The sequence below is a fragment of the Aequorivita sp. Q41 genome, from assembly GCF_039831855.1.
Classification (GTDB): domain Bacteria; phylum Bacteroidota; class Bacteroidia; order Flavobacteriales; family Flavobacteriaceae; genus Aequorivita.
The window spans coordinates 1-26092 of record NZ_JBDPMS010000004.1 but is presented as its reverse complement, the minus strand read 5'-3'; the positions used below and the strand labels follow the sequence as shown (position 1 = coordinate 26092).

The following is a 26092-nucleotide window of genomic DNA, read 5'->3' as shown; positions in this document are numbered from 1 at the left end:
AATTCTTCAGCTTTATCATAAGCTAAAGAATTACATATCAGTGTACGAAATTTATAAACACTAAAAATTATCCCCCATCAAAAGAATATTAGAAATACTACTCTCATTGCTATTACTAATCCTACTAGGTTGGCTATTGCTATTGTTAATTTTAATTGCTTTTTTAGATACAGGTAGAGGAATATTTACACAAATTCGTATTGGTCAATACGGAAAACCATTTAAAATTTATAAAATTCGAACTATAGGGTTGCATTCTAAAAAAATCTCTCATTATGGAAAGTTTTTACGAAAATCTAAGTTGGATGAATTACCGCAACTAGTAAATATATTTTTAGGAAAAATGAGCTTTGTGGGATTTCGTCCAGATATTCCTGGATATTACGACAAGCTAGCAGGGGAGTCTAGAAAAATTTTGGAATTAAAACCGGGGCTTTTTAGTAGGGCTGCTTTTAAATATTTTAATGAAGAATATGTATTATTACAGCAAGAAGATCCACTTAAGTATAATGACGAAATTATTTTCCCTGATAAAATTAAAATGAACCTTCAGTATTATTACACAAGATCTTTTTTAGAAGATTTAAAAATTATAATTGCATTTTTTAGAAATAAATAAATGTGTAATTAAAGTTTTTAAACTTCACATTTCCATAGTTTTAGGTGGTTTTTAAATATTGACGAATTCTTACTTAATCTTCACTTTATCGAAAATAAATTCACATAAACGATAAAAAAAGCACTTTTCGTAATAATTTCCTACATAAAAGATATGAGTAATGAGATATTTTTTTAACTTTGTCAACTCCCCATTTACTATTTTTGTATTGAAATTTTATATACTTAAGTCAATTCCAAATAAATACCAAAAGGGTTAAGTATGTAAGTATTCAAAATAAATTTTAAGATTTGAATTAAATTCAAAAATGGTTCTATGCATACCATTTAACTCATGAAAGAAAAAATTTATTTATCATCACCTCATATGGGGGGTACTGAAGAGAAGTATGTAGGAGAAGCTTTTAAAACCAATTGGATTGCACCTTTGGGACCAAATGTATCTTCTTTTGAAGAAAGTTTGGAAAACTATTTGTCTTCAGGGAGTTATGTAGCTGCGTTAAGTTCTGGTACTGCAGCTATTCATTTAGCTTTAATTTTATTGAATGTGGAACGAGGAGACGAAGTTTTATGTCAAAGCTTAACGTTTTCTGCTTCTGCAAATCCTATCTTGTATATGGGCGCTACGCCAATATTTGTTGACAGTGAACCAGAAACATGGAATTTATGTCCGAACCATTTGGAAGCTGCTATAAAAGATAGATTAGCAAAAGGAAAAAAGCCAAAAGCAATTGTAGCCGTTCACTTATATGGAATGCCGTATCAAGTGGAAGCTATCGAAGCAATTTCAAAAAAATATGACATTCCAGTTATTGAAGATAGCGCAGAAGCATTAGGAAGTAGTTACAAAAATCAAAAGTGTGGCACTTTTGGAGCAATTTCTATTCTTTCATTTAATGGTAATAAAATTATAACTACATCGGGTGGTGGTGCTTTGGTATCTAGAAAGCAGGAGCATAAAACTAAAGCTATATTTTTGGCTACGCAAGCGCGCGATGAAGCACCGCATTATCAGCATAGTCAGATAGGCTATAATTATAGACTGAGTAATGTTTGTGCTGGTATTGGTAGGGGGCAAATGGAAGTGCTCGATACACATGTAAATTTACGCCGTAACATGAATCAATTTTATCAAAAACTTTTTGCATCTGAAAGTTTAATTCAAGTTTTTGATGAACCCTCAACAGATTTTTATAGTAATCATTGGTTAAGTTGTATAAAATTCACTGAAAACAATACAACTAAAAATTCAGATGGGCTACGTGAAGCTTTCCTAGCTGATAATATTGAATCTAGACCCTTGTGGAAACCAATGCACTTACAGCCTATTTTTAAGGATGCTCTTTTTTATGGAGATGGTACTAGTGAGTCGTTATTTAAAAATGGACTTTGCCTTCCTTCAGGAAGTAATTTAACCGATAGCGATCGCACACGTATTCAGACTATAGTTGTAAATTATCTTAATGCTTAAGGTATGAATAGAAAAAATAAAATTCCGAAGAAACTGATTGTTCTTTACAGTCATTTTAGACGATTTGTATTAGAACAAAGTTACTTGCCCCGATGGATTGTAGTTTTGATTGATCTGTGCATTTGCCTTTTTTCTTATACGATTACGTTGCTTATTTTACGTGATACTCCATTAAAGTTTTACGATGTTTTATCATTTCCTCAAAAAGCATTTATTTTATTATCACTTCATCTTGTTTGTTTTATGTTATTCCGCTCTTATTCAGGAATTATTAGGCATAGTACTTTTACAGATGTATATAGATTGGCTTTAGCAACTGCCTGTGTTCTTTTTATAACCATTACAGGAAATAGGCTTTTTGAAATGTTTGTAGGATATAGAATCTTCCTTTCTACAAGTCTTTTATTATATGCCTTCTTTTCATTTACATTGTTAACTGCTTTTAGAATTACGGTGAAAGAAGTTTATCGTTTCTTTCGTAAAGCGGCATCTGGCAATTTAAAGAAACGTGTAATCGTATTGGGGGTGGATGATCAAACAATTGCACTGACTCAAGCTTTAATGTCAGATTCGAGCTCGCAATACCGTCCAATTGCATTCTTAAACTCTACTGAAAAACGTGGTAAGTTTAAACTTATGGGGCTTCCGGTAATAAGCGTTCAAGGTAGTTTGCCTGAAGAAATATGTAATTATAATAATGAATTAGGTGCCGATGGGGTATTATTAGTAAGTAATCTTTTTACAATTCCAGAAAAAAATACAATAGCAGAATGTTGTTTCGCTAATGGCTTAGGGGTTTATAATATTTCGTTACCCGAGCAATGGAAAAAACCAAGCGATATGCAGTTACGGATTACTCCAATGCAAATCGAGGACCTTTTGGAACGAAACGTAATAGAAACAGATATTAAATTAATTTCAGAAGATTTATACAACAAAACAATATTAGTAACTGGAGGTGCAGGAAGTATTGGAAGTGAACTGGTAAGACAGATTGCAGTATTTAAACCTAAGAAACTAATTGTTCTAGATAATGCAGAGAGTGCTTTACATAATATTGATGTCTTCCTAAAGAAGAATTTCCCAGATTTAAAATACCAATGTTATTTGGCAGATATCACCTTGAAAGGTCGAATGCAAGGGATATTTAAAAAATTCCTTTTTGATGTGGTTTTCCATGCTGCGGCATATAAGCACGTACCAATGATTGAAAAACATCCGCGTGAAGGTATTTGTACCAACACCTTAGGCACCCGTGTTCTTGCAGATTTGGCTCATAAGTACCGTTGCCAGCGTTTTATAATGATTTCAACAGATAAAGCCGTTCGACCTAGTAATGTAATGGGGGCGTCTAAACGCGCTGCCGAAATGTACGTACAAGCACTACAGCGGCAACCCGATGTAACTACAAAATTTATAACTACTCGCTTTGGGAATGTTTTAGGAAGTAATGGTTCTGTAATTCCATTTTTTAGAGAACAAATTAAAAATGGCGGACCTGTTACGGTGACACATAAAGATATCATTCGATATTTTATGACTATACAAGAGGCTTGTCAGTTAGTTTTACAGGCAGGAACTATGGGTAGAGGAGGAGAAATTTTTGTTTTCGATATGGGTAAACCCGTTAGGATATTAGACATGGCAGAACGAATGATAAAATTAAGTGGCCTAGTACCCTATGTAGATATTCCTATTGAAATAACAGGACTTCGCGAAGGAGAGAAGCTTTACGAAGAACTCTTGAATGACGGAGAATGCACCCTTCCAACTTTTCACCCAAAAATAATGGTTAGTAGTGTAGTGGAATATGACTATCAGGAAGTAAAAGATGCATTAGATGAGTTGAGCTATTTAGCTAATAATGTAGGGAAGAAGAAAAACCTTATAAAAAGATTAAAGATCTTGGTGCCTGAATATTTAAGCCAGAACTCTGTTTATATGGATTTGGATTAAGTTTTCTCCCGTAGAATTCTGTATCCCCTTTAGTATGGATGATTTTATACCTGAAAATAAACTATTTATTAAATTACAGATATAAAATCCATTAAGCTTTAATGCCAAGTCGAAAAAAGAAAAAGTATATATTTGCAAAAAAAAATAAATGAAAAGATTTTTAGGTACAGTTTTGCTATTAGTTTTAGTAATGATTTTGGGAGTATCCTGTGTTTCTAGGGAAAAATTAGTTTACTTCCAGGATTTAGAGCAACAAAAGCCGTTGATGGACAGTATCCAAAACAGTTTTAAGATTCAACCTAATGACCTTATAAGCATCGTTGTTTCTGCCTACGATCTTAGTGCTGTTCGTCCTTTTAATTTAATAAGCGAAACCCGCCCAAATACAGATTTTTCTGGGATTTCATCTAGCACCACGCAACAGCAGGCTTATCTTACTGCCGAAGACGGTACAATTGATTTTCCAGTCTTAGGAAGAATCAAAGTAGCAGGCCTTACCAGAAGCGGCTTAAGTGAGCTCTTGGTAAATCGTATTTCAGAATATGTAAAAGATCCTATAGTAACTATACGCGTGGTTAATTTTAAAGTGAGTATACTTGGTGAAGTAGCGAGACCTGGCACATACAATGTTGAAGGTGAAAGACTCACCATACCAGAAGCGCTTGGTCTGGCTGGCGATATGACGATTTTTGGACGTAGAGACAATGTCCTCGTAATCCGTGATAATGGTAATGGTAAGCAATATAAATACCTGGATTTTAGAGACTCATCGGTATTAAATAGTGATTTTTATTACCTTCAACAAAATGATGTAATATACGTAGAACCAAACAATGCCCAAATTCAGAGCAGTAGCTTTAATAGAAATACTAGTATATATATAAGTATTGCCTCCTTACTATTATCCGTATTAGTAATTGTCTTTAGGTAGTAATCAAAATTACAATCACGCATTGAGCCTTAAAAATTGACCAATACACCTAAAGCTTAAATTAGGAATTAAAAGTTTCAATAAAAAATACGTTTATAAAACCAGAAACTTCCAACCCCCAGCTACAGACTAATATCAACCGAAAAAAGCATGCAAGACATACCAAATAATCAGAATCAAGCCGAAGACCAAGAACTAACCCTTCGTGAGCAGCTAGAATCCTACTTGCGTTATTGGCCGTGGTTTATAATTGCAGTCTTTATAGCCTTGCTGAGTGCTTATATTTACCTGCGCTACACCGTTCCTTCCTACAAGGTAACCGCAACTATTTTAATTAAAGACGAAAAAAGCAACTCTTTTTCTGAACTTTCCGCTTTTCAAGATATGGGACTTTCAGGCCTTTCGAATTCCGATTTTGACAATGAACTCGTAATCCTAAACTCTAAATCTCTTACCGAAAAAGTAGTAGATGAGCTTAATCTTCAGGTGAGTTATTTTAAGGAAGGTAATGTACGCGATGCAGAAGTTTTTTATAATCGTCCTTTTAATGTAAAAGTACTTCCTAATCCTGAAAATAAAGAAGCTCCAATAGGCTTTTTACATATAGCGCCCCTCAATAATACTTCCTTTTCTATTAAAATAGATGGGGAAGATAAGGAAACACATAAATTTGGAGAACCATTGATGTATGATTGGGGTACCATCATTGTTTCGCCTAATTTGGAAGTTTTAAACAGGCAATCTGAAAATAATGAGCTTCGCGTTAGTATTAATAACAAAGAAGTAGTTGTAAGTAACCTTCGTAACAATATATCAGCTACCCAAGTGAGCCAAAATAGTAGTGTTATTGGCTTGGAATTAGTATCTCCAGTCCCTGATAAGGCCAAAGCTATTTTAGATGAATTGATTAAACAGTATAATGAGGATGCTATAAACGATAAAAATATGATTTCTCTTAATACGGCCAACTTTATTCAAAGCCGTTTAGAAATCATTACTAGCGAATTAGATAGTGTAGAAACTGGGAAGGTAGAGTTTAAACAGCAAAATCGTTTGACAGACATTGCCGCAGAAGGGCAGTTGTTTTTGGAGAATGCAAGTGAGTTTAGCAAAAACCAACTGGAAGTTGAAACTCAAATTGCGCTGATTAATATCATGCAGGAGTATATCCATAATGGTAATCCAGACGATTTACTACCAGCAAACCTGGGTGTTGAAAAGGAGGGTTTTGCTGACGAGATTAACCAATTTAATCAATTAGTACTTGAACGCAATAAACTTTTACAAAGCAGTACACCAAAAAACCCCTTGGTTATAGGCCTTGAAGATCAAATTGCAGGCTTGCGTGAAAATATAAAACAAAGTCTTTCTAATGTAAAAAACGGCTTGCAGGTACAACGTGGTCGTCTCAACCAGCAAGGTGCCAAAATAGGTGGTGAAATATCAGCAATTCCTGCCAAAGAGAAACAATTTAGAAGTATTAGTCGACAGCAAGAGATAAAAGAGACACTATATCTCTACTTATTGCAAAAACGTGAAGAAACAGCTATCTCACTTGCCGTTACCACTCCAAAAGCGAAGATTGTAGATAGGGCTTATAGCTCATCTGAACCAGTGTCTCCCAAAAAACAGATAATTATGTTGGGAGCTTTTATATTAGGGCTCTTAATTCCATTTCTCATTATTTATATCCAGCAGCTGCTAGATAATAAAATTAGAAATCGCGCATACGTAGAACGTAATGGTGGAGATATTCCTATCGTTGGTGAAGTGCCTGAAATTGGAAAAAAAGAGAATGAGCTAATACAAGTTAACGATTATTCTGTTTTAGCAGAGTCTTTTAGAATTCTGCGTACCAATTTACAATATCTAGTTCTAAACAAACAAGAGGAAACCGAGAGGGGCAAAGTAATTTTTGTTACTTCCACAGTTAAAGGAGAAGGGAAGACCTTTGTTTCATCAAACCTAGCCATTACCTTGGCAAACAGTGGTGCTAAAGTAGTACTAGTTGGTGCAGATATCCGTAATCCACAGCTACAACGTTATATTCATCACGAATATATAAACGATGGAGTAGTGGAGTATTTGGTGTATAAAGACTCTACAGCAAAAGAGTATTTGCAACACTCAAAATCGCAAGATAACCTTTGGTTAATGATGAGTGGGACCATTCCTCCAAACCCCGCTGAGTTATGGTTACAAAAAAGAGCCGGTGAGCTTTTTAGCGAGCTTTCCAGTCAATTTGATTATGTTGTGGTAGATACTGCCCCATCCATGTTGGTAACAGATACGCTCCTTATCAACCAATATGCAGATATTACTCTATATACCCTAAGGGCAGGATATACAGAAAAAAGGCTCCTAGACTTCCCATTAGAACAAGAAAAGACTAAAAAACTTAAAAATGTTGCCTTCGTCCTCAACAACGTAAGCATGGCTAATTTCGGTTATGGTAATAAATATGGTTATACTTACGGCAAAGAGAAAAAATCTTTCTTTAAGCGTTTTTTTAATTTAAATTAATTAACGCTCTAAATGAAGTTTTTGCAATTAATCATCTTGCTTTCTTCCATGATGGTTTTTTCACAGCAATTTACTTTAAATGGAAAAATAGCTGCAACAGCAATTGTATCGTCTGAGAATGAAATTCCTTTTTGGTTTTATACAAATTCCAATTTTTCAATTGCCGAATTAACAAATGCTTCCATAACCGGGGAGATAACAACAAAATTGAAATTTTCCTCATTCAATATTATTGCTGGCACAGCAATATATGGTAGGGATGGGGTTGAAGATGCCGTGCAACGTAGGGATTTATATATTCAATTTGAAAACCCTTGGCTTTTTGCAACCGTAGGATCTAAAAAGGAAGCTGAAGTTTTGGATGGGCTTTCCGCAACAAACCAAAATTTTCTTTTATCAGGCAATGCAAGACCCCTGCCTGGAATTATTTTGGAAGCTAATAACCCTATTAAGATATCGAATACGTTTGCTGTAGATTGGGCAATAGCGCATTACGTGTTAAATGATAAGAGATATGTAAAAAGCCCTAATTTACATCATAAAAAGTTAGCTTTTATAGCTACATTTAATGAAAAACATAAGTTAACAGCTAAAATCCAACATTATGTTCAGTGGGGAGGTACCTCCCCAGAATACGGTAAACTGAAGGATGGCTTCAATGATTTTTTTAAAATTTTCTTTGCATCCAAATATAAAGAGATTGGTCTGCAAGGGGAAATCCAAAACGCAATAGGCAACCATTTAGGTTCCTATATGCTTAATTATGAATATAAAAATCGTTGGGGGCAATTTTCCGTCTATCATGAGCATCCTTTTGAGGATGGTTCTGGAACCCGTTTGGCTAATTTTCCAGATGGCGTTTGGGGCGCTTTCTTTATGCCCAAAAATCAAAAAATTATTTCCAGTATTTTATATGAATATATTGATACTATGGATCAAAGTGGGGTTTCCATTAGCGGTAGAGATCATTACTTCCGCAACGCAATATATAGAAGTGGGTGGACCTATGAAAAAAACATAATTGGAAGCCCATTTATCCTTTATAATAAAACACTTCCTTTAGATGTAAATTCATCACGCTTTTTAAGCAATCGCTCTAAAACACATCATCTTGGGATAGCTGGTGGGTTTAAAAAATTTCAATGGAAATTTAAGAGTACACTAGCCAAATATTTTGGAACCTATACTAGGCCGTTCAAGCCGGAATGGAAATATTGGTATACTTACGGATCACTTTCTTATAAAGTTGAAAAACTAGGAACTTTTACCATACTGGGGGGGGTGGATGTTTCAAATGTATCGAAAACGCTTATTGGCGGCGGAATTCAATATTCCTATAGCTTTTAAACTTCGTCAGCACCATAGATTAACTCAATAAACTCAGGTTTCGAGATATCTCCAAAATACTCGTTGGTATTTATATTTTTTAAGATTTCAGAAATAGATTCTTTTTCATAACGTGTGTTTATCAAGAGCTTTTCAAGCTTTTCTACGGGTTCTTTCCCAAAGAAATCTCCAAATATTTTAAAATCTTTTATATGTCCTTTTTCTACGAAAATTCGTAAATCTATTTCACCAATAGTAAAACGTTTGCTTCGTTGTATGTTGAATTTAGGGGATCGACCATAGTTCCAATCCCAAGTATCATATTTTTCTTCTTTTAATTCATGAACTTTTTTCCACTCATCAGCTGTTAAATGATAGCTTTCAAAAGGTTCACTTTCTTCATACAAACCTTCCAGCAAAAGCTGCCTAAAGCTTTCAATTTCCATTGGATTGTTTAAAAACTCTGAAATATTTGCCACCCGACTACGCACCGATTTATGACCCTTAGATTCAATCTTACTCATTTTAACATTTAAGGCGTTTACAACTTCGCCTAAATTAGTATTGAAAAGCAAGGTGCCATGGCTTACCATTCGTTTTCCCGTAGAAAACTGAGCGGTCCCAGATATCTTTTTTTCTGCAACTTGAATATCATTTCTGCCTTTTAACTCCGCATCAAGTCCAAAATTTTGAAGCACTTTTATTACAGGCGCAGTAAACTTTTGAAAATTGCTTAAACTTTTCACATCGTGATTTGTAATAAAACTAAAATTAAGATTTCCAAAATCATGATACACTGCACCACCGCCCGAAATTCGCCTAACCACATGAATGTTATTTTTTTCAATATATTCATGGTTTATTTCCTCTAACGTATTTTGATTTCGACCAATAATAATGGACGGCTCATTTATATAAAACAGTAAATAATCAGTTTCAGAGCTAAAATTTCGTAGCGCATATTCTTCAAGTGCAAGGTTCAATTTAGGGTTGGTAACACCGTTATTTTCTATAAAAATCATATTTTTCTTTATTTCAAAACAAAGGTAACTAAAATGAGGTTTTATTTTCAGCTTATGAAAATTCGCTATAATGATTTAACAACTATCTTTGCCAGCTATGAGTAAATTGGTTCAAATAGCAATATTACCGCATCAGCAAGAGGATTTAGATTACATCCTTGAGCTTGCTTTGGAAAAGGAAAAATTACGAAGCGAAAACATAGGTGATTGGAGAATACGGAAACGTTCTATAGATGCCCGAAGAAAGCCAATAAAAATCAATTTACAAATTGAATTTTGGTTAAAAGGTGAAAAAAGGGAAACAATACCTCCATTTATTCCTCAGGATGTTTCTAAAGCAAAACAAATTGCTATAATTGGCGCAGGTCCAGCAGGACTTTATGCGGCTTTACGCGCTATAGAAGCTGGCATGAAACCTATCGTTTTTGAGCGTGGAAAAGACGTTCGTGAGCGTAGAAGAGATTTAGCTACAATCAACAAAGATCAAATAGTAAACCCAGAAAGTAACTATTGTTTTGGGGAAGGTGGCGCAGGAACCTATTCTGATGGAAAACTTTATACGCGCTCAAAAAAACGCGGAAATGTACTCAAAGCATTAGAGTGGTTTGTACATTTTGGCGCTGATGAAGATATTCTAATAGATGCACACCCGCATATTGGTACGAATAAACTTCCAAAGATAATCACTGCCATGCGCGAAGCAATTATTGAAAATGGAGGGGAGGTGCATTTCAATTCAAAGCTAACAGATTTAAAACTAAAACAAAACGCTATTGAAGCTATTCAGATAAATAATACTGAATGGCAACAATTTGATAATGTTATACTTGCTACAGGGCATTCTGCGAGAGATATATTTTATCTACTTCATTCAAAAAATATAAAAATTGAAGCCAAACCTTTTGCAATTGGAGTTCGTGTTGAGCATCAACAAGAGCTGATAGATTTTATTCAATATCACGGGGAAGATGATAATCCATACCTGCCACCAGCCAGTTATGCATTGGTTGAACACGTTGACGGATTAGGCGTTTACTCATTTTGTATGTGTCCCGGGGGAATTATTGCGCCATGTGCTACCGAACAAGAAGAAGTGGTTACCAATGGTTGGAGCCCCAGTAAACGAAACAATCCGTATGCAAATAGCGGAATTGTAGTAAGTGTTGCTCCCAAAGACTTGCCTAATTTTAAAGATGCTGACCCTTTTGTCTGCCTCGATTTTCAAAAATTAGTCGAGCAACGTTGTTGGGAAGCAGGAGGGAAGACCCAGAAAGTTCCTGCACAACGGATGATAGATTTTATAGAAGGGAAAATTTCGGAAGACTTCCCTAAAACGTCATACCAACCCGGAATTGTTTCTGCAGATTTAAACGAAGTGCTCCCACCGCTAATTTCCAAACGTTTGAAAAAAGCTTTTATAGCTTTTGGAAAAAAAATGAAGGGATATTATACCAATCAAGCAGTACTGCATGCGCCAGAGAGTAGAACTTCTTCCCCCATTTCTGTGCCTCGAAACCCTGAAACCTTAGAACATATTGATGTAAAGGGACTTTATCCGTGTGGCGAAGGTGCGGGTTATGCCGGTGGGATTATTTCTGCTGCAATTGATGGTATTAATTGTGTGGATGCAATTGTAGCGAAAAGGAAAGTATAATCCTCTTATAGTATTGCATTGCTTATAAAATTTGGTAATTGAAGCGCACCTACAATAAGTTTAACACACAAAAAAGGCCACCAAAATGGCAGCCTTTTTAAGAAAATATGGTTTATAGAAATTACTTTATTTCAAGTAATTCTAAATCAAATATTAAATCTTTTCCAGCTAAAGGATGATTGGCATCAACAATAATAAAATCGTCTTTTACATCTGCCACACGCAGTTGACGCTCACTTCCATCAGGATTTTTTGAAACAAGCCCCATACCTACTTCAGGTTTAATTTCCGGTGGAAGATTATCATTAGGTATTTTTTGGAAAAGTTCTTTTTGAACATCGCCGTATGCTTCTTCTTTAGGAATGGTAATGGTTTTCTTTTCATTCACTTTCATATCTACCAAACCTTTTTCAAAACCTGGTATTAACCTACCTTCTCCAAGCTTTACTTCAAGTGGCTCACGTTGCACAGAACTATCGAATACTTGTCCATCGTTTAGTTTTCCTGTGTAGTGAAGTTTTACGGTTTCATTTCCTGTTACTTGACTCATAATGTGTTTTTTTTCGATTATTTAATCAATAAGAAGGCAAAACTATGGGTTTCAATAGCCAATTCCACAGAAATTGAGCATTATTGTTATTGTTTAAGGAAAGATTAACGAATTACTTTCCGATACAGAAGTTCGCAAAAATGTTTCCTAAGAGCTCATCGTTAGATATTTCACCGGTAATTTCACCAAAATAATAGAGTGCTTGACGAATGTCTATAGCTAGTAAATCGCCACTTAGGCCACTGTCTATGCCTTCTTGCACTTTCACTATTTCTTCCAATGCTTTTAGCATAGAATCGTAATGACGGCTGTTAGTAACGATAGTTTCGTTATTGCGAAGTGCACCCGTATTTACAAAATCGAGCAATCTATTTTGAAGTGCTTCAACACCTAATTTTGTTTTTGCCGATAATATTTGAAGGTTATTAATTGCAGCTTGTAGGTTTTTAATTTCTTTATCTGAAAGCGTATCTACTTTATTTGCAACAATAACAAGGTTTTTTAAGGGGTATTTATTCTTTATTGTTTCTATTTCAAGTTGAAATTTGGTGCCTGATACTTGAAACTTTTCAGCATCAAATAAATAGATAACCACTTGTGCGGCTTCAATTTTTTCGAATGTTTTTCTGATTCCTAAGCCTTCAATTACATCTACCGTTTCACGAATTCCAGCAGTATCAATAAAGCGGAAACCAATGCCCCCAATAGTTATTTCGTCTTCAATGGTGTCTCTGGTAGTTCCTGCAATGTCGCTAACAATGGCGCGTTCTTCATTTAAAAGTGCGTTTAATAATGTAGATTTTCCCACATTAGGTTCGCCAACAATAGCAACTGGAATTCCGTTTTTTAACACATTTCCTGTGGCAAACGAATCGATTAACCGCTTTAAAACATGGGTAATTTTTGAAATTAGTTTTTGAAATTCTTCCCGATTGGCAAACTCTACGTCTTCTTCAGCAAAATCAAGTTCTAACTCAATCAAACTCGCAAAATTCAATAATTCTTCACGAAGCCTTTTTATTTCTGAAGAAAATCCCCCACGCATTTGCTGAATGGCTAATTGATGGCTGGCAGCACTATCACTGGCAATTAAATCTGCCACAGCTTCGGCCTGACTAAGGTCCATTTTTCCGTTTAGAAAAGCGCGTAGGGTAAACTCACCAGCTTGTGCCATTCTGCAACCTTTCCGAAGGCATAATTGGATTATTTCTTGTTGTATATAATTGCTTCCATGGCAAGAAATCTCTACAACATCTTCACCAGTATAACTGTTTGGGTTTTTAAAAATAGAGGCAAGTACTTCATCAATTATCCGTTCTCCCTCCTTAATATGTCCTAAATGAACCGTATGTGTTTTTTGTTTTGCAAGTTCTTTTCCAGAAACTGAAGTGAATATAGTGGATGAAATAGATATCGCTTCTGGCCCAGAAAGTCGTAAAACAGCAATTGCACCTGCACCTGCAGGAGTTGCCATTGCCACGATTGTATCAGTGTGTGTCATTGGTTGCAAAAGTACTAATTATTGTGGTTTGGAATAGTTTGTTCGTGCGCAAATAGTTTTTTGATTACTCTTGAATAGAATCTGTAACATTTTTAAAACTTTTTATACTTATAAAATGTAGTATTAATTTATCAATCAAAAAATCAATCAAAAAATCAATCACAATGGAAATAATCAGCCAGACAGGAAAAAGAATCGACAACCAATTATTGGTATTAACGCATTTATCGCAGTTGCTAACGTATGTAACAGGTTTTGGAGGCCTACTTGTGCCATTGGTGCTTTGGCTTACTCAAAAAGATACGGTAGAAGGAATGAACGAGCATGGAAAATCGATAGTTAACTTTCAGCTATCGCTTTTACTATATGTTTTTATAAGTATTCCTGCTATTTTTCTATTAGGATTAGGGATTTTAATGCTGCTTGGGATTGGTGTTTTAGGTTTTGTAATGCCTATTGTAAATGCTATAAAAGCTACTAGAGGTGAAAAAATTAGCTATTTTATGACTATAAAATTTATTTAAAGATTGTTTTTAGTTAAAAAGGAAAAAAGGATCGTCTATACATTTTTAGAGGATCCTTTTTCTATTAATTATTTTTAAGCTTGTGTTAATTATTCAGCATCACTGGCATTACAAGCATTGTAACGTTTTCGCCTTCATCAAGCCCATCAACGGGTGTAAGAATTCCAGCACGGTTTGGAAGGCTCATTTCTAACGAAACTTCATCACAGGTAAGATTATTTAGCATTTCGGTAAGGAAACGGCTATTAAACCCAATTTGCATATCATCCCCTTGATAATCGCAAGTAAGGCGTTCTTCTGCTTTGTTGCTATAATCAATATCTTCTGCAGAAATATTTAATTCTGCACCAGCTATTTTTAAACGAATTTGGTGTGTCGTTTTACTAGAGAAAATAGAAACACGACGCACGGAATTCAAAAATTGGTTTCTATCAATAACTAATTTATTTGGGTTTTCCTTCGGAATAACTGCTTCGTAATTTGGATATTTTCCATCAATTAAGCGGCAAATCATTTCAGTACTTTCAAAAATGAATTTTGCATTGCTATCGTTGTATTCAATGACTACATCATCTTCACTTCCAGCAAGAATGCTTTTTAAAAGCGTTAATGGTTTTTTCGGCATGATGAATTCTGCAGTTTGCGAAGCGCTTAAATCATCACGCGTATACTTTACCAATTTATGAGCATCGGTAGCTACAAAAACTAAGTTGTCTGTTGAAAACTGAAAGAAAACACCACTCATTACAGGTCTTAAATCGTCATTTCCAGAAGCAAAAATAGTCTTGCTAATAGCTGTAGCAAGCACATCGCCCTGCACAACGGTTGATGACGGATCTTTTAATTCAACTGCATTTGGGAACTCTTCACCACTTGCGTATGCCAAGGCATATTTACCGTGGTTTGAACTAATCTCTATCGTATTATTATCTTCAACAGTAAAGGTTAACGGTTGCTCAGGAAAAGTTTTTAGCGTTTCAAGCAAAAGCCTTGCCGGAACGCAAATCATTCCTTTTTCGGTACTTTCTACTTCCAGTTTTGAGGAAATTGTTGTTTCCAAGTCGGAAGCTGAAACAGTTAATGATTTTCCGTCAAGATTGAATAGAAAATTATCTAAAATAGGCAAGGTATTGTTATTGTTGATAATACCACCCAAAACTTGTAGCTGTTTTAATAAATACGAACTCGATACGATGAATTTCATTATGTGTGTTTTTTATGAAATAATTCTCAATAAATGTACATCAGAAGGTCTTACTTTATTCCAATTCAAAATGTGAAACCTCAGTCAAACTTTTTGATAGAGTATTGGATTCATTCAGCTTGCTGTGTATTTCTACTTGGCTCAATATAAACTCTGACGAAGTACAAATATATTTCAATTGAAGTGTTTGTTAAAACAAACTTATCAACATTTAGCGGGTGTATTTGCGTTTGCGGTAGTAGGCAAAACCAATTCCAAATACGGTTAGTAACCCTAAGGGTAGCAGTATATTAAGTGTTTGCCATTTGCTGCGTTGTGTCGCAGTTTTTTGCGGATCAAGAAAAGGTACCGCAATTTGCCGTGTTCGAATGTTTATAAGTCCGCTGTCATCAAGAAGGTAATTGACTGTATTAAGCAAAAACTCCTTATTTCCGTAGAATTGATTGGTCATTTTATCGAAGCCAAGTTCAAGCGGACGATTGCCTTGCATTTGGTTTTTTATTACATCTCCATCACTGATAATAACCATTTTTGAAGGGTTTCCATCGTCTCTATTTTCTAGTTCACCTCCAAATTTTATGGGCTTTACTCGATTTTTATATGCTGAAGTAAATTTTCCTTCTAACAAAACAGCCAAAGGAACTTCTCCAGCATTGTATTCATTTGGATCTGGGCCTTCATTAACGACTTTTAAATTCTTTGGAATTTCCACATCAAAGTCAATAGGAGCGGGGAGACCAACAATTTTTGTTATGGGTGAAGTGGAAAGCAATACTGTCTTTTTAATATTGTTTGGTAGCGTATCGATTGCGCTAGCATAATCAAATTTTACAGCTTCAATATTTGAAACAATTGGGTGATTGTTTGCGCTACTAGTTAAAGGGCTAAAAAACCACGGATAGCGATTGTACTGTGTTTCACGTTCATCACCATTTGCTAAAACAATGGGCGCGGAATATACATCTTTTACTAAATTTGGATTTATACGAATACCGTATTTAAAGAAGAAATCATTCAGGTTTAAGTCTTTTCCGAAGGCAAAAGTATTTCCAGAAACAGTATCAACTTGCATTTGCGTCGCATCCAGAAGCCAAAGCGAAGTACCTCCGTTCATTGTATATTGATCGAGTATGTATTTTTCAGCATCAGTAAATGATTCTGTAGGTTGTGCTACAACAATTAAATCAAACCCTTTTATGGTTTCCAACGTTTTTTTAGGATTAGCCTCCACAGAATCTAAAGTAAAAGGAGCTATAAAATAATAGTCTCTTAAAGTTGAAAAGAAATCTGCAATATAACGGTCTTCATATTCCCCATTCCCTTTTAAAACAGCTACTTTTTTAGACTTATCTGTGGCTATTTTTTTAAAGCCATCTGCAAAAGCATATTGTAGGTTTTGTAAAGAACTATTAACACGTTCTTCAGAAGTAGCACCAAGCAAGTTTTTTAGAAGGCCAATTTTAACTGATTTTCCATTGTGGTGCGCAAGTGCCCATGGATAAACAAGTTCAGTGCTTTGCTTGCCGTTTTCGGAAATGGAAATTTGAGCAGCTGTTAATCCAAATTTTTCAAATTGCGTTTGAAATGCTTCATCGCCTTTTTCGGTGGGATTAATAAATTCAAATTTTATATTCGAATTATAAGTCGAAAATTCATCTAAAAGCTGTTTGGTTTCATTTTGAAGTCTTCTAAATTCAGGTGGAAAATTTCCTTTTAGAAAAACATCAATAATAAGTGGTGAATCTACTTTATCAACAATTTCCTTGGCTTCTTCAGAAAGTGTAAAACGTTTGTCTTGTGTAAGATCAAAGCGTTTGTAAAAGTAGCTTCCCACGAGGTTTAGAAGCACTAGTCCAATACATACGATTGCTAAGGAAACAATATTTTTTTTAATTGAAGTGCGCATCATTGTTTCTTCAATTTAAAAATGGTTAACGCAATAAAAAATATGGTTATACTCAAAAAGTAAATTAAATCTCGTGTATCCAAAACGCCTCGTGCCACACTATCAAAATGTGCTTTCATGCCAAATTGTGAAATATTAAAAGTTGAAGAAGTAACTCCTTCAAAACCATAATAAAGAACAAAACAGAGCAAAACAGCAATGATAAAAGCCACTATTTGGTTCTGCGAAAGTGTGGAGGCAAATATGCCAATGGCAGTATAGGCGAGCACTAAAAAAAGCAAGCCAATATAGGAGCCAATAGTGCTACCTACATCCCAATTTCCGGGAGGATTTCCTAATTCTGAAATGGTAAAAACATATAAAATAGTAGGGATTAAAGCAATTAAAATCAAGAATACAGCTCCAAAATATTTCCCTAGCACTATTTGTTTTAATGTTATTGGTTTGGTAATTAAAAGCTCCATGGTTCCCATTTTCATCTCGTCGCTAAAAGCACGCATGCATACTGCAGGAATTAAGAATAGCAAAACCCATGGTGCGAGTTCAAAATAGGAGGAGAGGTCTGCAAAACCAGCATCAAGAATATTGTAATTGCCACTGAAAACCCATAGAAATAAGCCATTGATTATCAGAAATATCGCAATTACCAAATACCCGATGGTACTGGAAAAGAAAGTATTTATTTCACGTTTTATTATGGTTAACATATATTGTTTTAGCAATGGTTTAAACCCATCTTTTATTTCCCTAATCCCTAAATTACGCTAGCCTATGAAGTGTATCCACACTCCAAGCTGCTGCTTTGGCTTTAAACATTGGTTTTGTTACGCTCCAAACGTCTTTAAAAAGGGTGCTATTTCGGTAATTCTCCAAATCAGCTTCATCATTCCAACGGCTATAGGTGAAAAAGATTGTTTCATCATTTTTATCGTTGTATAATTCTAAAAAAGTACAGCCTGGGAAATTTCGAATTTTTTGTTTTACGGTTTCAAAATTAGATAAAAAAGCAGGAATGTTTTCTTTTTTAAATTCCATTTTAACGATTCTTGTAAACATAACTATTGTTTTGTAATAAAATTGATCATAATTGCATCTCGATAATCCAGTCCAAATAAGGAAGTTGCGCCTCCAACAGTTTTTGAGCTACTTTTATAGATTGCCAATTCAAGGTAGTTTGAGGAATTCCAAAGAGCTAATTTTTTTCCATCTTCTTCTCTTTTTTCCGGAGGAAGGTCAAAATTTATAGCTTCGCTGTAATGTGCGTATATTCTATCAAATTTCGCCGTTCGGGCATTTACAATAAAATCTCTTCCACGACCTACTTCTTCAAACATTTTTTTGGTAATATTACTAACCACATTTCCGTAATTATCTATGTAAATTACATTTCCACTAATCTGACTTTCTTTATTACTTATTACAGGTTTTATACCTGTAAGTTCCTTAATTTCAGTAATATTTTTACCAATAACATCTAGTGTGCCGCCTCTTGAAATATGTCCAGCAACTTTCACAAATACATCTAAAACTGGAAAATTACTAATTACGCGGTCGTGGATATTTATTTCAACAATTTTTTCGGGACGTACTTCCGAAGTAAGCATTGAAATGATACCATTATCAGCACATACAAAATAATGCCCATCCATAAATACTGCAATATGTTTGTTTTCAGGATTTAATTCAGAGTCTACTCCAATTACATGAATGCTTCCTAAGGGGAAACTTTTGTATGCATTTTGAATAATATACGCGGCTTCGTGTAGATGAAATGGCGATACAGAATGCGAGATATCAACAACTTTTGCATCTTCCATTTCTGTATAAATCGCCCCTTTAACCGCGCCCACAAAGTGATCCTTCTCGCCAAAGTCTGTAGTAAGCGTTATTATAGCCATAAATTATTGTTGATATTTTCTTAAAAGAATTACCACAAAAATAGGTTACTTTTGTTAGTAGCAAAACTATTTTTTGCATATTCCATATAATAAAACTGGACGCCTTTTGAACGAACTTATCATTGAACTTACAGAGATTAGCCCAAGGGATTTTTTCGGGCTTGAAAACGCTAATATTGACCTTCTTAAAAAGTATTTCCCAAAACTTAAAATTGTAGCACGCGGTACTAAAATTAAAGCCTATGGCGATGAGGATGTACTTGAAGAGTTTGATAGGCGCATTTCAATGTTGTTGGAGCAGTTTATGAAGTACAATAAAATTGATGAAAACGTAATAGAACGTGTGCTTTTAAGTCGAAATAAAGAAGAATATGAAACTCCCATTGGCAGTGGCGAAACTATTGTTCATGGCGTTAATGGAAAACCGATAAAAGCCCAAACAGCAAACCAACGAAAACTGGTTGCTTTAATGGGAAAAAACGACATGGTTTTTGCTGTTGGTCCCGCTGGAACAGGAAAAACGTATACTGGAGTTGCACTTGCAGTTAAAGCACTTAAAGATAAAGAAGTAAAACGAATTATTTTAACAAGACCTGCAGTAGAAGCTGGTGAGAATTTAGGATTTTTACCTGGGGATTTAAAGGAAAAACTAGATCCGTATATGCAACCTTTATACGATGCTTTACGCGATATGATTCCTGCTGAAAAACTGGCTTCGCATATAGAAACTGGTATTATTCAGATTGCTCCTTTGGCATTTATGCGTGGTCGAACTTTGGACAATGCCTTTGTTATTTTGGATGAAGCACAAAATACCACCCATGCGCAAATGAAAATGTTTTTAACCCGTATGGGAAAAAACGCAAAATTTATGATTACGGGCGATCCTGGACAGATTGATTTACCACGACGCGTAATTTCTGGACTGAAAGAAGCATTGTTGGTTTTAAAAGATGTAAAAGGTGTGGGAATGATTTACTTGGACGATAAAGACGTAATTCGTCATCGTTTGGTAAAAGAAGTAATTGCTGCCTATAAAAATATTGAAAACGTAGATTAATTAGAAAATAGATTTTTGAAATAGAATGTTTTTTTCCTCAAAAATTTAAAAAAAGCTTGCATGAGTAATACAATAATAACAACCAACTTTCACTTTCCTGGACAAAAAAACGTATATCATGGAAAAGTGAGAGCAGTTTATACTTTAGAAAATAACCTACTTTTAATGGTTGCCACAGATAGATTGAGTGCTTTTGATGTTGTAATGCCCAAGGGGATTCCATATAAAGGACAAATTTTAAACCAAATTGCCACCAAAATGATGCGTGATACGGAAGATTTGGTGCCAAATTGGTTAATTGCAACTCCAGATCCAAATGTTGCAATTGGTGAAGCCTGCGAGCCTTTTAAAGTAGAAATGGTAATTCGTGGGTATATGAGCGGGCATGCAGCTCGGGAATATAAAGCTGGAAAACGCATGCTCTGTGGGGTGGAAATGCCTGAAGGAATGAAGGAAAATGATAAATTTCCACACCCTATAATTACTCCAGCAACCAAAGCCGAAATGGGCGATCACGATGAAGATATTTCAAGAGAAGATATTATTAAAAAAGGAATTGTTGCTGAAGCAGATTATCTAATCCTAGAAGACTATACGCGAAAGCTTTTTCAGCGAGGAAGTGAAATTGCTGCTAAAAGAGGATTGATTTTGGTTGATACCAAATATGAATTCGGAAAAACTAAGGATGGAAAAATTGTTCTTATTGACGAAATTCATACTCCAGATTCTTCCCGTTATTTTTATGCAGATGGTTATGAAGAGCGCCAAAAAAATAACGAACCACAGAAGCAGCTTTCAAAAGAATTTGTACGTCAATGGCTTATTCAAAATGATTTTCAAGGCTTAGAAGGACAAAAAGTTCCTTTTATGAGCGATGCGTATATAACCTCTGTTTCTGATAGGTATATTGAGCTTTACGAAAATATAACTGGTGAAAAATTTGTAAAAGCCGACGTTTCAGCAATTAATTCTCGTATTGAAAAAAATGTGTTGAATTATTTTAAGAAGTAATCCGTTACTCTTACCGCTCTCGAAAATTAAAAGAATGAACATACCCAATGCTCAGTTCCGTAAAATCTGCTTGCCCAAGGTTTGCGTTTAGATTAGCACCAATGTAGATGTTATTTTTTGGCGACTTTTCCATTCCAATTAAATAATACTTCAAACCCAATCGGGATGAAATACGTTGTTTTTTCTTATAACTTCCATCTAATTCACCCAAAACCCAACCTTCAGGAATTTCACGCGGTGTATTGTCCCAACCTTCATTAATGCGCCATTCTAGCTTGTATGCAGGTTTATAAAGATTATACCCTAATTGTAAATCGATACCTATATGGTTTAAAAGTACTTCGCCATGAAGACTAATTCCTAGATTGGTTGCATTATACCAAGGATTATCTGTGAAGTTATCAAACTCTCTTCCAGCTTGCACTAAAGATTCATTATCTTGTATATAATCGTAATAATGCTGGTAAAAACGATAGTAAAAACCCAAACCTACTTTAAATGTATTATTGTACACGCGGCCATATTCACCAGCTATAGTGTAAACATTTTTTCTATCATTAAAAGCTAGCGCGAAAACATTTTGACCTAATCCAGCGCGCAATGCAAAATAATCATTAATAGATTCTTTATAAGTAGAAGTTTTTTCTGAAGGAACTACTTCGGGATGCTTCAAAGGATTTTTTATAGCTGCTGAAATACTCACCAAAAATGAATTATATCCTTGGTTTAGCAAGCGTGTATGCCCGTTAGAATGATGTGAATATCCCAATCCAGTGCGCCAATCAATATTCTTAGTAGTGTAAATTTGGTAATATAAATACATTCTAAAAGCCCAAGTAATATCTGTTGTAACTGCTTGGTTTTGTGGATTTGTTAACGGATCATACTTTTTTGTGAAATAAGAAGCGCCCATTCCAGTTAAAACTTTCCATCGGTCGCTACCAAAAGCTTTAAATTCTAAAAATGGCATTGCGGTGATTGCAAACCCTAAACTGTCCAAGTTTCCGAACTCAGTTACACCAATAGAAAAACCTGTATTAGGCCCTTTTAAACGCTGCGCCCATTGCTGAAGATTGTTGGTGTGCTGCCGTCCAAAATTTAAAATAATTTGCTTTTGAAGTTCTGTGTCGGGAAAGCCGTCGTTTGATTCCATTGTTTTCCCAAAAAGCACTTCAGGAGTAAAGGTAAATGCACTTTTTTGCCAATCGCTATTAGTTTGAGCAATTGTAAAAATTGAGATAAAAAGAAAAAAAACGGTTAGTTGTTGTTTCATTTGGCGTTGCAAGTAACAATTTCCCTGTTAATTTTAAAAATTTTAAGCCTACATTTATACTAAATTTTAAAAAGCTGGTTTGGAAAAAGTAAATGATTTTATAGCAGCGATGGCTTCTTTCGCATGGGGATTACCTTTATTAATACTTTTAATTGGCGGCGGATTATATTTATTGATTCGTATTCAATTTTTACCATTTCGTTATTTAGGTCATGCAATTGCTGTGCTTCGCGGAAAATATGATGATGAAAATGATGCAGGTGAGATTACACACTTTCAAGCCCTAACTACAGCGCTTTCGGCTACCGTTGGTATGGGGAATATTGCTGGCGTAGCTGTAGCCATTGCCATTGGTGGTCCTGGTGCAGTTTTTTGGATGTGGGTAAGTGCCGTAATCGGAATGTCTACTAAATTTTTTACTGCAACGTTAGCGATTCTCTATCGCGGAAAAGATAGTGAAGGAAAAATTCAAGGCGGACCTATGTATTTTATTCGTGAAGGTTTAGGAAAAAAATGGTTGCCCATGGCTGCACTTTTCAGTGTTGCAGGATTGGTAGGAGCCTTGCCCGTATTTAATGTAAACCAACTTACACAGGCAATAAATGATATTCTTTTGAAACCGGCAGGGATTTATAACGGTTTTCAAACAGATTTGATAATTGGTTTAATCCTAGCTGGAATTACCGCAGTTGTTATTTTAGGAGGATTATCGCGCATAAGTAAAACTGCTTCTAAGTTAGTTCCATCAATGGTTATTCTTTATTTTATATTGGTTTTAATCATTTTAGGAACCCATATTGATGTTGTTCCGAAGTATTTGGGACTTATTTTTACCGATGCATTCTCCGCAAATTTTTATAAAGGCGATGCATTTTTGGGTGGCGTTATCGGTGGAATTATACTTTTAGGCATTCGTCGCGGCGCATTTTCAAACGAAGCGGGGATTGGTACTGCACCAATGGCGCATGGAGCTGCAAAAACAAATGAACCAATCCGAGAAGGTTTGGTTGCTATGTTAGGCCCTGCAATAGATACATTGATTGTTTGTACGCTAACTGCCTTGGCAATTTTGGTTACTGGCGTTTGGCAAAGTAGTGATGCAAATGGCGTAAGTTTAACTGCAAAAGCTTTTGAAGAAAGTATTCCTGTTTTTGGAAAATATGGCTTGTTGGCTTGTATTGTGATATTTAGTATCTCCTCCCTTTTTTCATATTCATACTATGGTACCAAGTGTATGTCTTTCCTTTTTGGCGCAAAAAATAAAGGTATTTATAATTACTTCTACATTATAAGCATCCTTGTTGGCGCCACAACGTCATTGAGTATGATGATTAATTTGATAGATACGTTCTTCGCCTTAATGGCAATTCCAACAATGACGGCTACAATTATTTTAGCACCAAAGGTTATAAAGGAAGCAAAAAAGTATTTTGAAAAACTAAAGAATGCTTAAATGTTGAAACTTTTAGCTATTAATCAAAATAGCTAAAAGTTTCACCATCTTTTATATTAAGTAGAGTTTCATAAATTAATTTAATCACATTTTCTACATCATCCCTGTGTACCATTTCTACTGTAGTGTGCATATATCTTAAAGGCAATGATATCAATGCGCTTGCTACGCCGCCATTACTATAGGCAAAGGCATCTGTATCTGTTCCGGTTGCTCTTGAAAGTGCCGCTCTTTGGAAGGGAATCATTTTCTTTTCAGCAGTTTCAACAATTAAATCTCTTAATTTTTGCTGCACGGCAGGTGCGTAGGCAATTACAGGACCACTTCCAATTTCAGCAAAACCTTGCTTTTTCTTATCAATCATTGGGGTAGTGGTGTCGTGGGTAACATCTGTAACAATTGCTACATTTGGTTTAATGCGTGCTGCAATCATTTCTGCACCTCTAAGTCCGATTTCTTCTTGTACCGAATTAGTAATGTAAAGTCCAAAAGGAAGTTTTTGTTTATTCTCGTGAAGTAATCTTGCAACTTCAGCAATCATAAAACCACCCATTCTATTATCTAAAGCACGGCAAACAAACTTGTCTCCATTCAAAATGTGAAATTGATCTGGATAGGTAATAACGCAGCCTACATGAATGCCCATTTTTTCTACTGCTTCTTTATCCTTTGCACCAACATCTATAAAAATATTATCAGGTTTTGGTGTTTCTTCTTTAGCTTTATCTCTTGTATGAATCGCTGGCCAACCAAAAACACCTTTTATAATACCATTTTTGGTGTGAATATTTACAATTTTAGAAGGTGCTATTTGATGATCGCTTCCGCCGTTTCGGATAACGTACAGCAAACCGTTATCATCTATATAATTTACATACCATGAAATTTCATCTGCATGCCCTTCAATTACAACCTTAAATTTTGCATCTGGGTTTATAACTGCAACAGCAGTTCCGTAGGTATCTGTAATAAACGTGTCAACATAGGGTTTTAAATAATTCATCCATAGCTTTTGTCCATCCCATTCATAGCCTGTAGGCGCTGCATTGTTTAGGTATTCTTCTAAAAATTGTAACGATTTGTCGTTTAATATTGATGTATTCATAGATTATTTATTCTGAAAAGATAATTGTCTGGTAAAATTAGCAATTTCTTATTAAGCCCAACAAGGCAATTTGCTTATTTTTGAAACGTTTTTGAGTATTATATAGCTTTTGATTAAAACTATTTGAATGAAAATCAATATTACCTTATATATATGTATAACATTTTTCAGTTGCTCCTCCGTTTTTGGACAAGTTGAAAATGAATCGCTGGAAAAACAAAAAGATTCCACCGAGATAATGTACTATATTATTAAAGGAGATACTATAGCTCGTGAAATTATTAACCTGGATGAAGTAGTCCTTTTGAAAAAGGTTAAATTTATGTCTGAACAAGACAGACGACGTTATTTAATACTTCGCAGAAAGACCAGAAAAGTTTATCCGTATGCCAAACTAGCTTCCGAACGATTAACAACGATGACGGAACGGTTAAATACAATTGAAAAAAACAGCGATAAAAGAAAATATACCAAGCGTGTTCAAAAATATATTGAAGGTGAGTTTTCAGAACAACTTAAAAACCTAACACATACTGAAGGTCAAATTTTAGTAAAGCTTATTCATAGGCAAACGGGCCGCACAGCTTTCGATCTTGTAAAAGAATTACGCAATGGTTGGCGTGCATTCTGGTATAATACTACCGCCAGTCTTTTTGAAATATCACTTAAAGAAGAATATAAACCGTTTAATGTAAAAGAGGATTATCTAATTGAAGATATATTAGAGCGCTCTTTTCAAAAAAACATCCTTGAACGGCAAGAAGCTGCTTTTCCAATAGATTATCTTGACTTAAAGGCACATTGGAACAAAAAAAATGTTGATAACTAAGAGTATCAAACAGTTGCGTGTTATTTAGAAAGATAGTATGTTTGTAGTTCGCTCTTTTATTTTTTTGCAACCAAATATATGTTCTAGCGGCTTTATTTATCACAATTGCTAGGCTAGTACTTTTTTTCATATATTTTTTTTATTTTTTTCAATCCTTAAAAGGATCGTTTTCAAGGGCTTATTTATTCTTGAAAAAAACATTCAAAAAAAAGCATATAATAAGTTTGTGGGAATGGAAAAGGGTTCTATATTTGCACCCGCTTAGCGCAACAGATTA

22 protein-coding genes are annotated in these 26092 nt (G+C 34.9%); 12 read left to right on the top strand and 10 right to left on the bottom strand.

The genetic code is table 11. From position 1 onward, the window contains the following. The first annotated feature begins 76 nt into the window (after positions 1-76). From ABJ955_RS12675 to ABJ955_RS12650, 6 genes are all read left to right on the top strand, one after another. Positions 77-619: a sugar transferase gene (locus ABJ955_RS12675; protein ID WP_347375086.1), complete on the top strand. Its 543-nt coding sequence runs from the start codon at positions 77-79 to the stop codon at positions 617-619. A 333-nt stretch (positions 620-952) separates the two neighbouring features. Continuing rightward, positions 953-2089 (top strand): aminotransferase class I/II-fold pyridoxal phosphate-dependent enzyme, encoded by a 1137-nt coding sequence (locus ABJ955_RS12670; protein ID WP_347375002.1) that lies wholly within the window; start codon positions 953-955, stop codon positions 2087-2089. A 3-nt stretch (positions 2090-2092) separates the two neighbouring features. Beyond that, complete coding sequence (locus ABJ955_RS12665) at positions 2093-4045, top strand: nucleoside-diphosphate sugar epimerase/dehydratase (protein ID WP_347375001.1); 1953 nt, start codon at positions 2093-2095, stop codon at positions 4043-4045. Between the two features lie 265 nt (positions 4046-4310). Continuing rightward, the gene (locus ABJ955_RS12660; RefSeq protein ID WP_347375000.1) at positions 4311-4976 is read left to right on the top strand and encodes a polysaccharide biosynthesis/export family protein; all 666 of its coding nucleotides are present in this window, start codon (positions 4311-4313) and stop codon (positions 4974-4976) included. 150 nt (positions 4977-5126) lie between these two features. Next, on the top strand, positions 5127-7499 hold the full coding sequence (locus tag ABJ955_RS12655; protein ID WP_347374999.1) for a polysaccharide biosynthesis tyrosine autokinase: 2373 nt from the start codon (positions 5127-5129) through the stop codon (positions 7497-7499). A 21-nt stretch (positions 7500-7520) separates the two neighbouring features. Beyond that, complete coding sequence (locus ABJ955_RS12650; RefSeq protein ID WP_347374998.1) at positions 7521-8846, top strand: capsule assembly Wzi family protein; 1326 nt, start codon at positions 7521-7523, stop codon at positions 8844-8846. Here the strand turns inward: ABJ955_RS12650 and ABJ955_RS12645 are convergent. Continuing rightward, positions 8843-9847: a lipoate--protein ligase gene (locus ABJ955_RS12645; protein ID WP_347374997.1), complete on the bottom strand. Its 1005-nt coding sequence runs from the start codon at positions 9845-9847 to the stop codon at positions 8843-8845. The genes ABJ955_RS12650 and ABJ955_RS12645 overlap by 4 nt on opposite strands. Positions 9848-9944: 97 nt before the next feature. On the opposite strand from ABJ955_RS12645, the gene ABJ955_RS12640 reads away from it, so the two are divergent. Then, complete coding sequence (locus tag ABJ955_RS12640) at positions 9945-11501, top strand: FAD-dependent protein (protein WP_347374996.1); 1557 nt, start codon at positions 9945-9947, stop codon at positions 11499-11501. Positions 11502-11622: 121 nt separating this feature from the next. On the opposite strand, the gene ABJ955_RS12635 is transcribed toward ABJ955_RS12640, so the two are convergent. Next, positions 11623-12051, bottom strand: coding sequence for a peptidylprolyl isomerase (locus tag ABJ955_RS12635; protein ID WP_347374995.1), 429 nt, complete (start codon positions 12049-12051; stop codon positions 11623-11625). A 112-nt stretch (positions 12052-12163) separates the two neighbouring features. After that, positions 12164-13552, bottom strand: coding sequence for a tRNA uridine-5-carboxymethylaminomethyl(34) synthesis GTPase MnmE (gene mnmE / locus ABJ955_RS12630; RefSeq protein WP_347374994.1), 1389 nt, complete (start codon positions 13550-13552; stop codon positions 12164-12166). A gap of 164 nt (positions 13553-13716) precedes the next feature. Here mnmE and ABJ955_RS12625 point away from each other — a divergent pair, with 164 nt between their 5' ends. Continuing rightward, positions 13717-14076, top strand: coding sequence for a DUF4870 domain-containing protein (locus ABJ955_RS12625; protein WP_347374993.1), 360 nt, complete (start codon positions 13717-13719; stop codon positions 14074-14076). A gap of 85 nt (positions 14077-14161) precedes the next feature. Here ABJ955_RS12625 and dnaN read toward each other — a convergent pair whose 3' ends face one another. The 5 genes from dnaN to ABJ955_RS12600 form a co-directional block, all read right to left on the bottom strand. Further along, positions 14162-15280: a DNA polymerase III subunit beta gene (gene dnaN, locus ABJ955_RS12620; protein WP_347374992.1), complete on the bottom strand. Its 1119-nt coding sequence runs from the start codon at positions 15278-15280 to the stop codon at positions 14162-14164. Positions 15281-15491: 211 nt separating this feature from the next. Beyond that, the gene (gene gldG, locus ABJ955_RS12615) at positions 15492-17189 is read right to left on the bottom strand and encodes a gliding motility-associated ABC transporter substrate-binding protein GldG (protein ID WP_347374991.1); all 1698 of its coding nucleotides are present in this window, start codon (positions 17187-17189) and stop codon (positions 15492-15494) included. Beyond that, positions 17186-17893 carry a gliding motility-associated ABC transporter permease subunit GldF gene (gene gldF, locus ABJ955_RS12610; protein WP_347374990.1) on the bottom strand — a complete coding sequence of 236 codons (708 nt, stop codon included), beginning with the start codon at positions 17891-17893 and terminating at the stop codon, positions 17186-17188. The genes gldG and gldF overlap by 4 nt, the downstream gene beginning before the upstream one ends. A 52-nt stretch (positions 17894-17945) precedes the next feature. Further along, entirely contained in the window at positions 17946-18242 is a 297-nt protein-coding gene (locus tag ABJ955_RS12605) for an antibiotic biosynthesis monooxygenase family protein (RefSeq protein WP_347374989.1), read from the bottom strand. Between the two features lie 2 nt (positions 18243-18244). Further along, positions 18245-19084 carry an SAM-dependent chlorinase/fluorinase gene (locus ABJ955_RS12600; protein ID WP_347374988.1) on the bottom strand — a complete coding sequence of 280 codons (840 nt, stop codon included), beginning with the start codon at positions 19082-19084 and terminating at the stop codon, positions 18245-18247. A 106-nt stretch (positions 19085-19190) separates the two neighbouring features. On the opposite strand from ABJ955_RS12600, the gene ABJ955_RS12595 reads away from it, so the two are divergent. Both ABJ955_RS12595 and ABJ955_RS12590 read left to right on the top strand, forming a co-directional pair. After that, positions 19191-20144, top strand: a complete 954-nt coding sequence (locus ABJ955_RS12595; RefSeq protein ID WP_347374987.1) for a PhoH family protein — start codon at positions 19191-19193, stop codon at positions 20142-20144. A 60-nt stretch (positions 20145-20204) separates the two neighbouring features. Next, positions 20205-21155 (top strand): phosphoribosylaminoimidazolesuccinocarboxamide synthase, encoded by a 951-nt coding sequence (locus ABJ955_RS12590; protein ID WP_347374986.1) that lies wholly within the window; start codon positions 20205-20207, stop codon positions 21153-21155. A gap of 10 nt (positions 21156-21165) precedes the next feature. On the opposite strand, the gene ABJ955_RS12585 is transcribed toward ABJ955_RS12590, so the two are convergent. Continuing rightward, positions 21166-22428: an acyloxyacyl hydrolase gene (locus tag ABJ955_RS12585; protein WP_347374985.1), complete on the bottom strand. Its 1263-nt coding sequence runs from the start codon at positions 22426-22428 to the stop codon at positions 21166-21168. Between the two features lie 79 nt (positions 22429-22507). Between ABJ955_RS12585 and ABJ955_RS12580 the strand changes: the two genes are divergently transcribed. After that, positions 22508-23881, top strand: a complete 1374-nt coding sequence (locus tag ABJ955_RS12580; protein ID WP_347374984.1) for an alanine/glycine:cation symporter family protein — start codon at positions 22508-22510, stop codon at positions 23879-23881. Between the two features lie 19 nt (positions 23882-23900). Here ABJ955_RS12580 and ABJ955_RS12575 read toward each other — a convergent pair whose 3' ends face one another. After that, positions 23901-24986, bottom strand: a complete 1086-nt coding sequence (locus tag ABJ955_RS12575; RefSeq protein ID WP_347374983.1) for a M42 family metallopeptidase — start codon at positions 24984-24986, stop codon at positions 23901-23903. Positions 24987-25113: 127 nt separating this feature from the next. Here ABJ955_RS12575 and ABJ955_RS12570 point away from each other — a divergent pair, with 127 nt between their 5' ends. Beyond that, positions 25114-25815 (top strand): DUF4294 domain-containing protein, encoded by a 702-nt coding sequence (locus ABJ955_RS12570; protein WP_347374982.1) that lies wholly within the window; start codon positions 25114-25116, stop codon positions 25813-25815. Positions 25816-26092 lie beyond the last annotated feature (277 nt).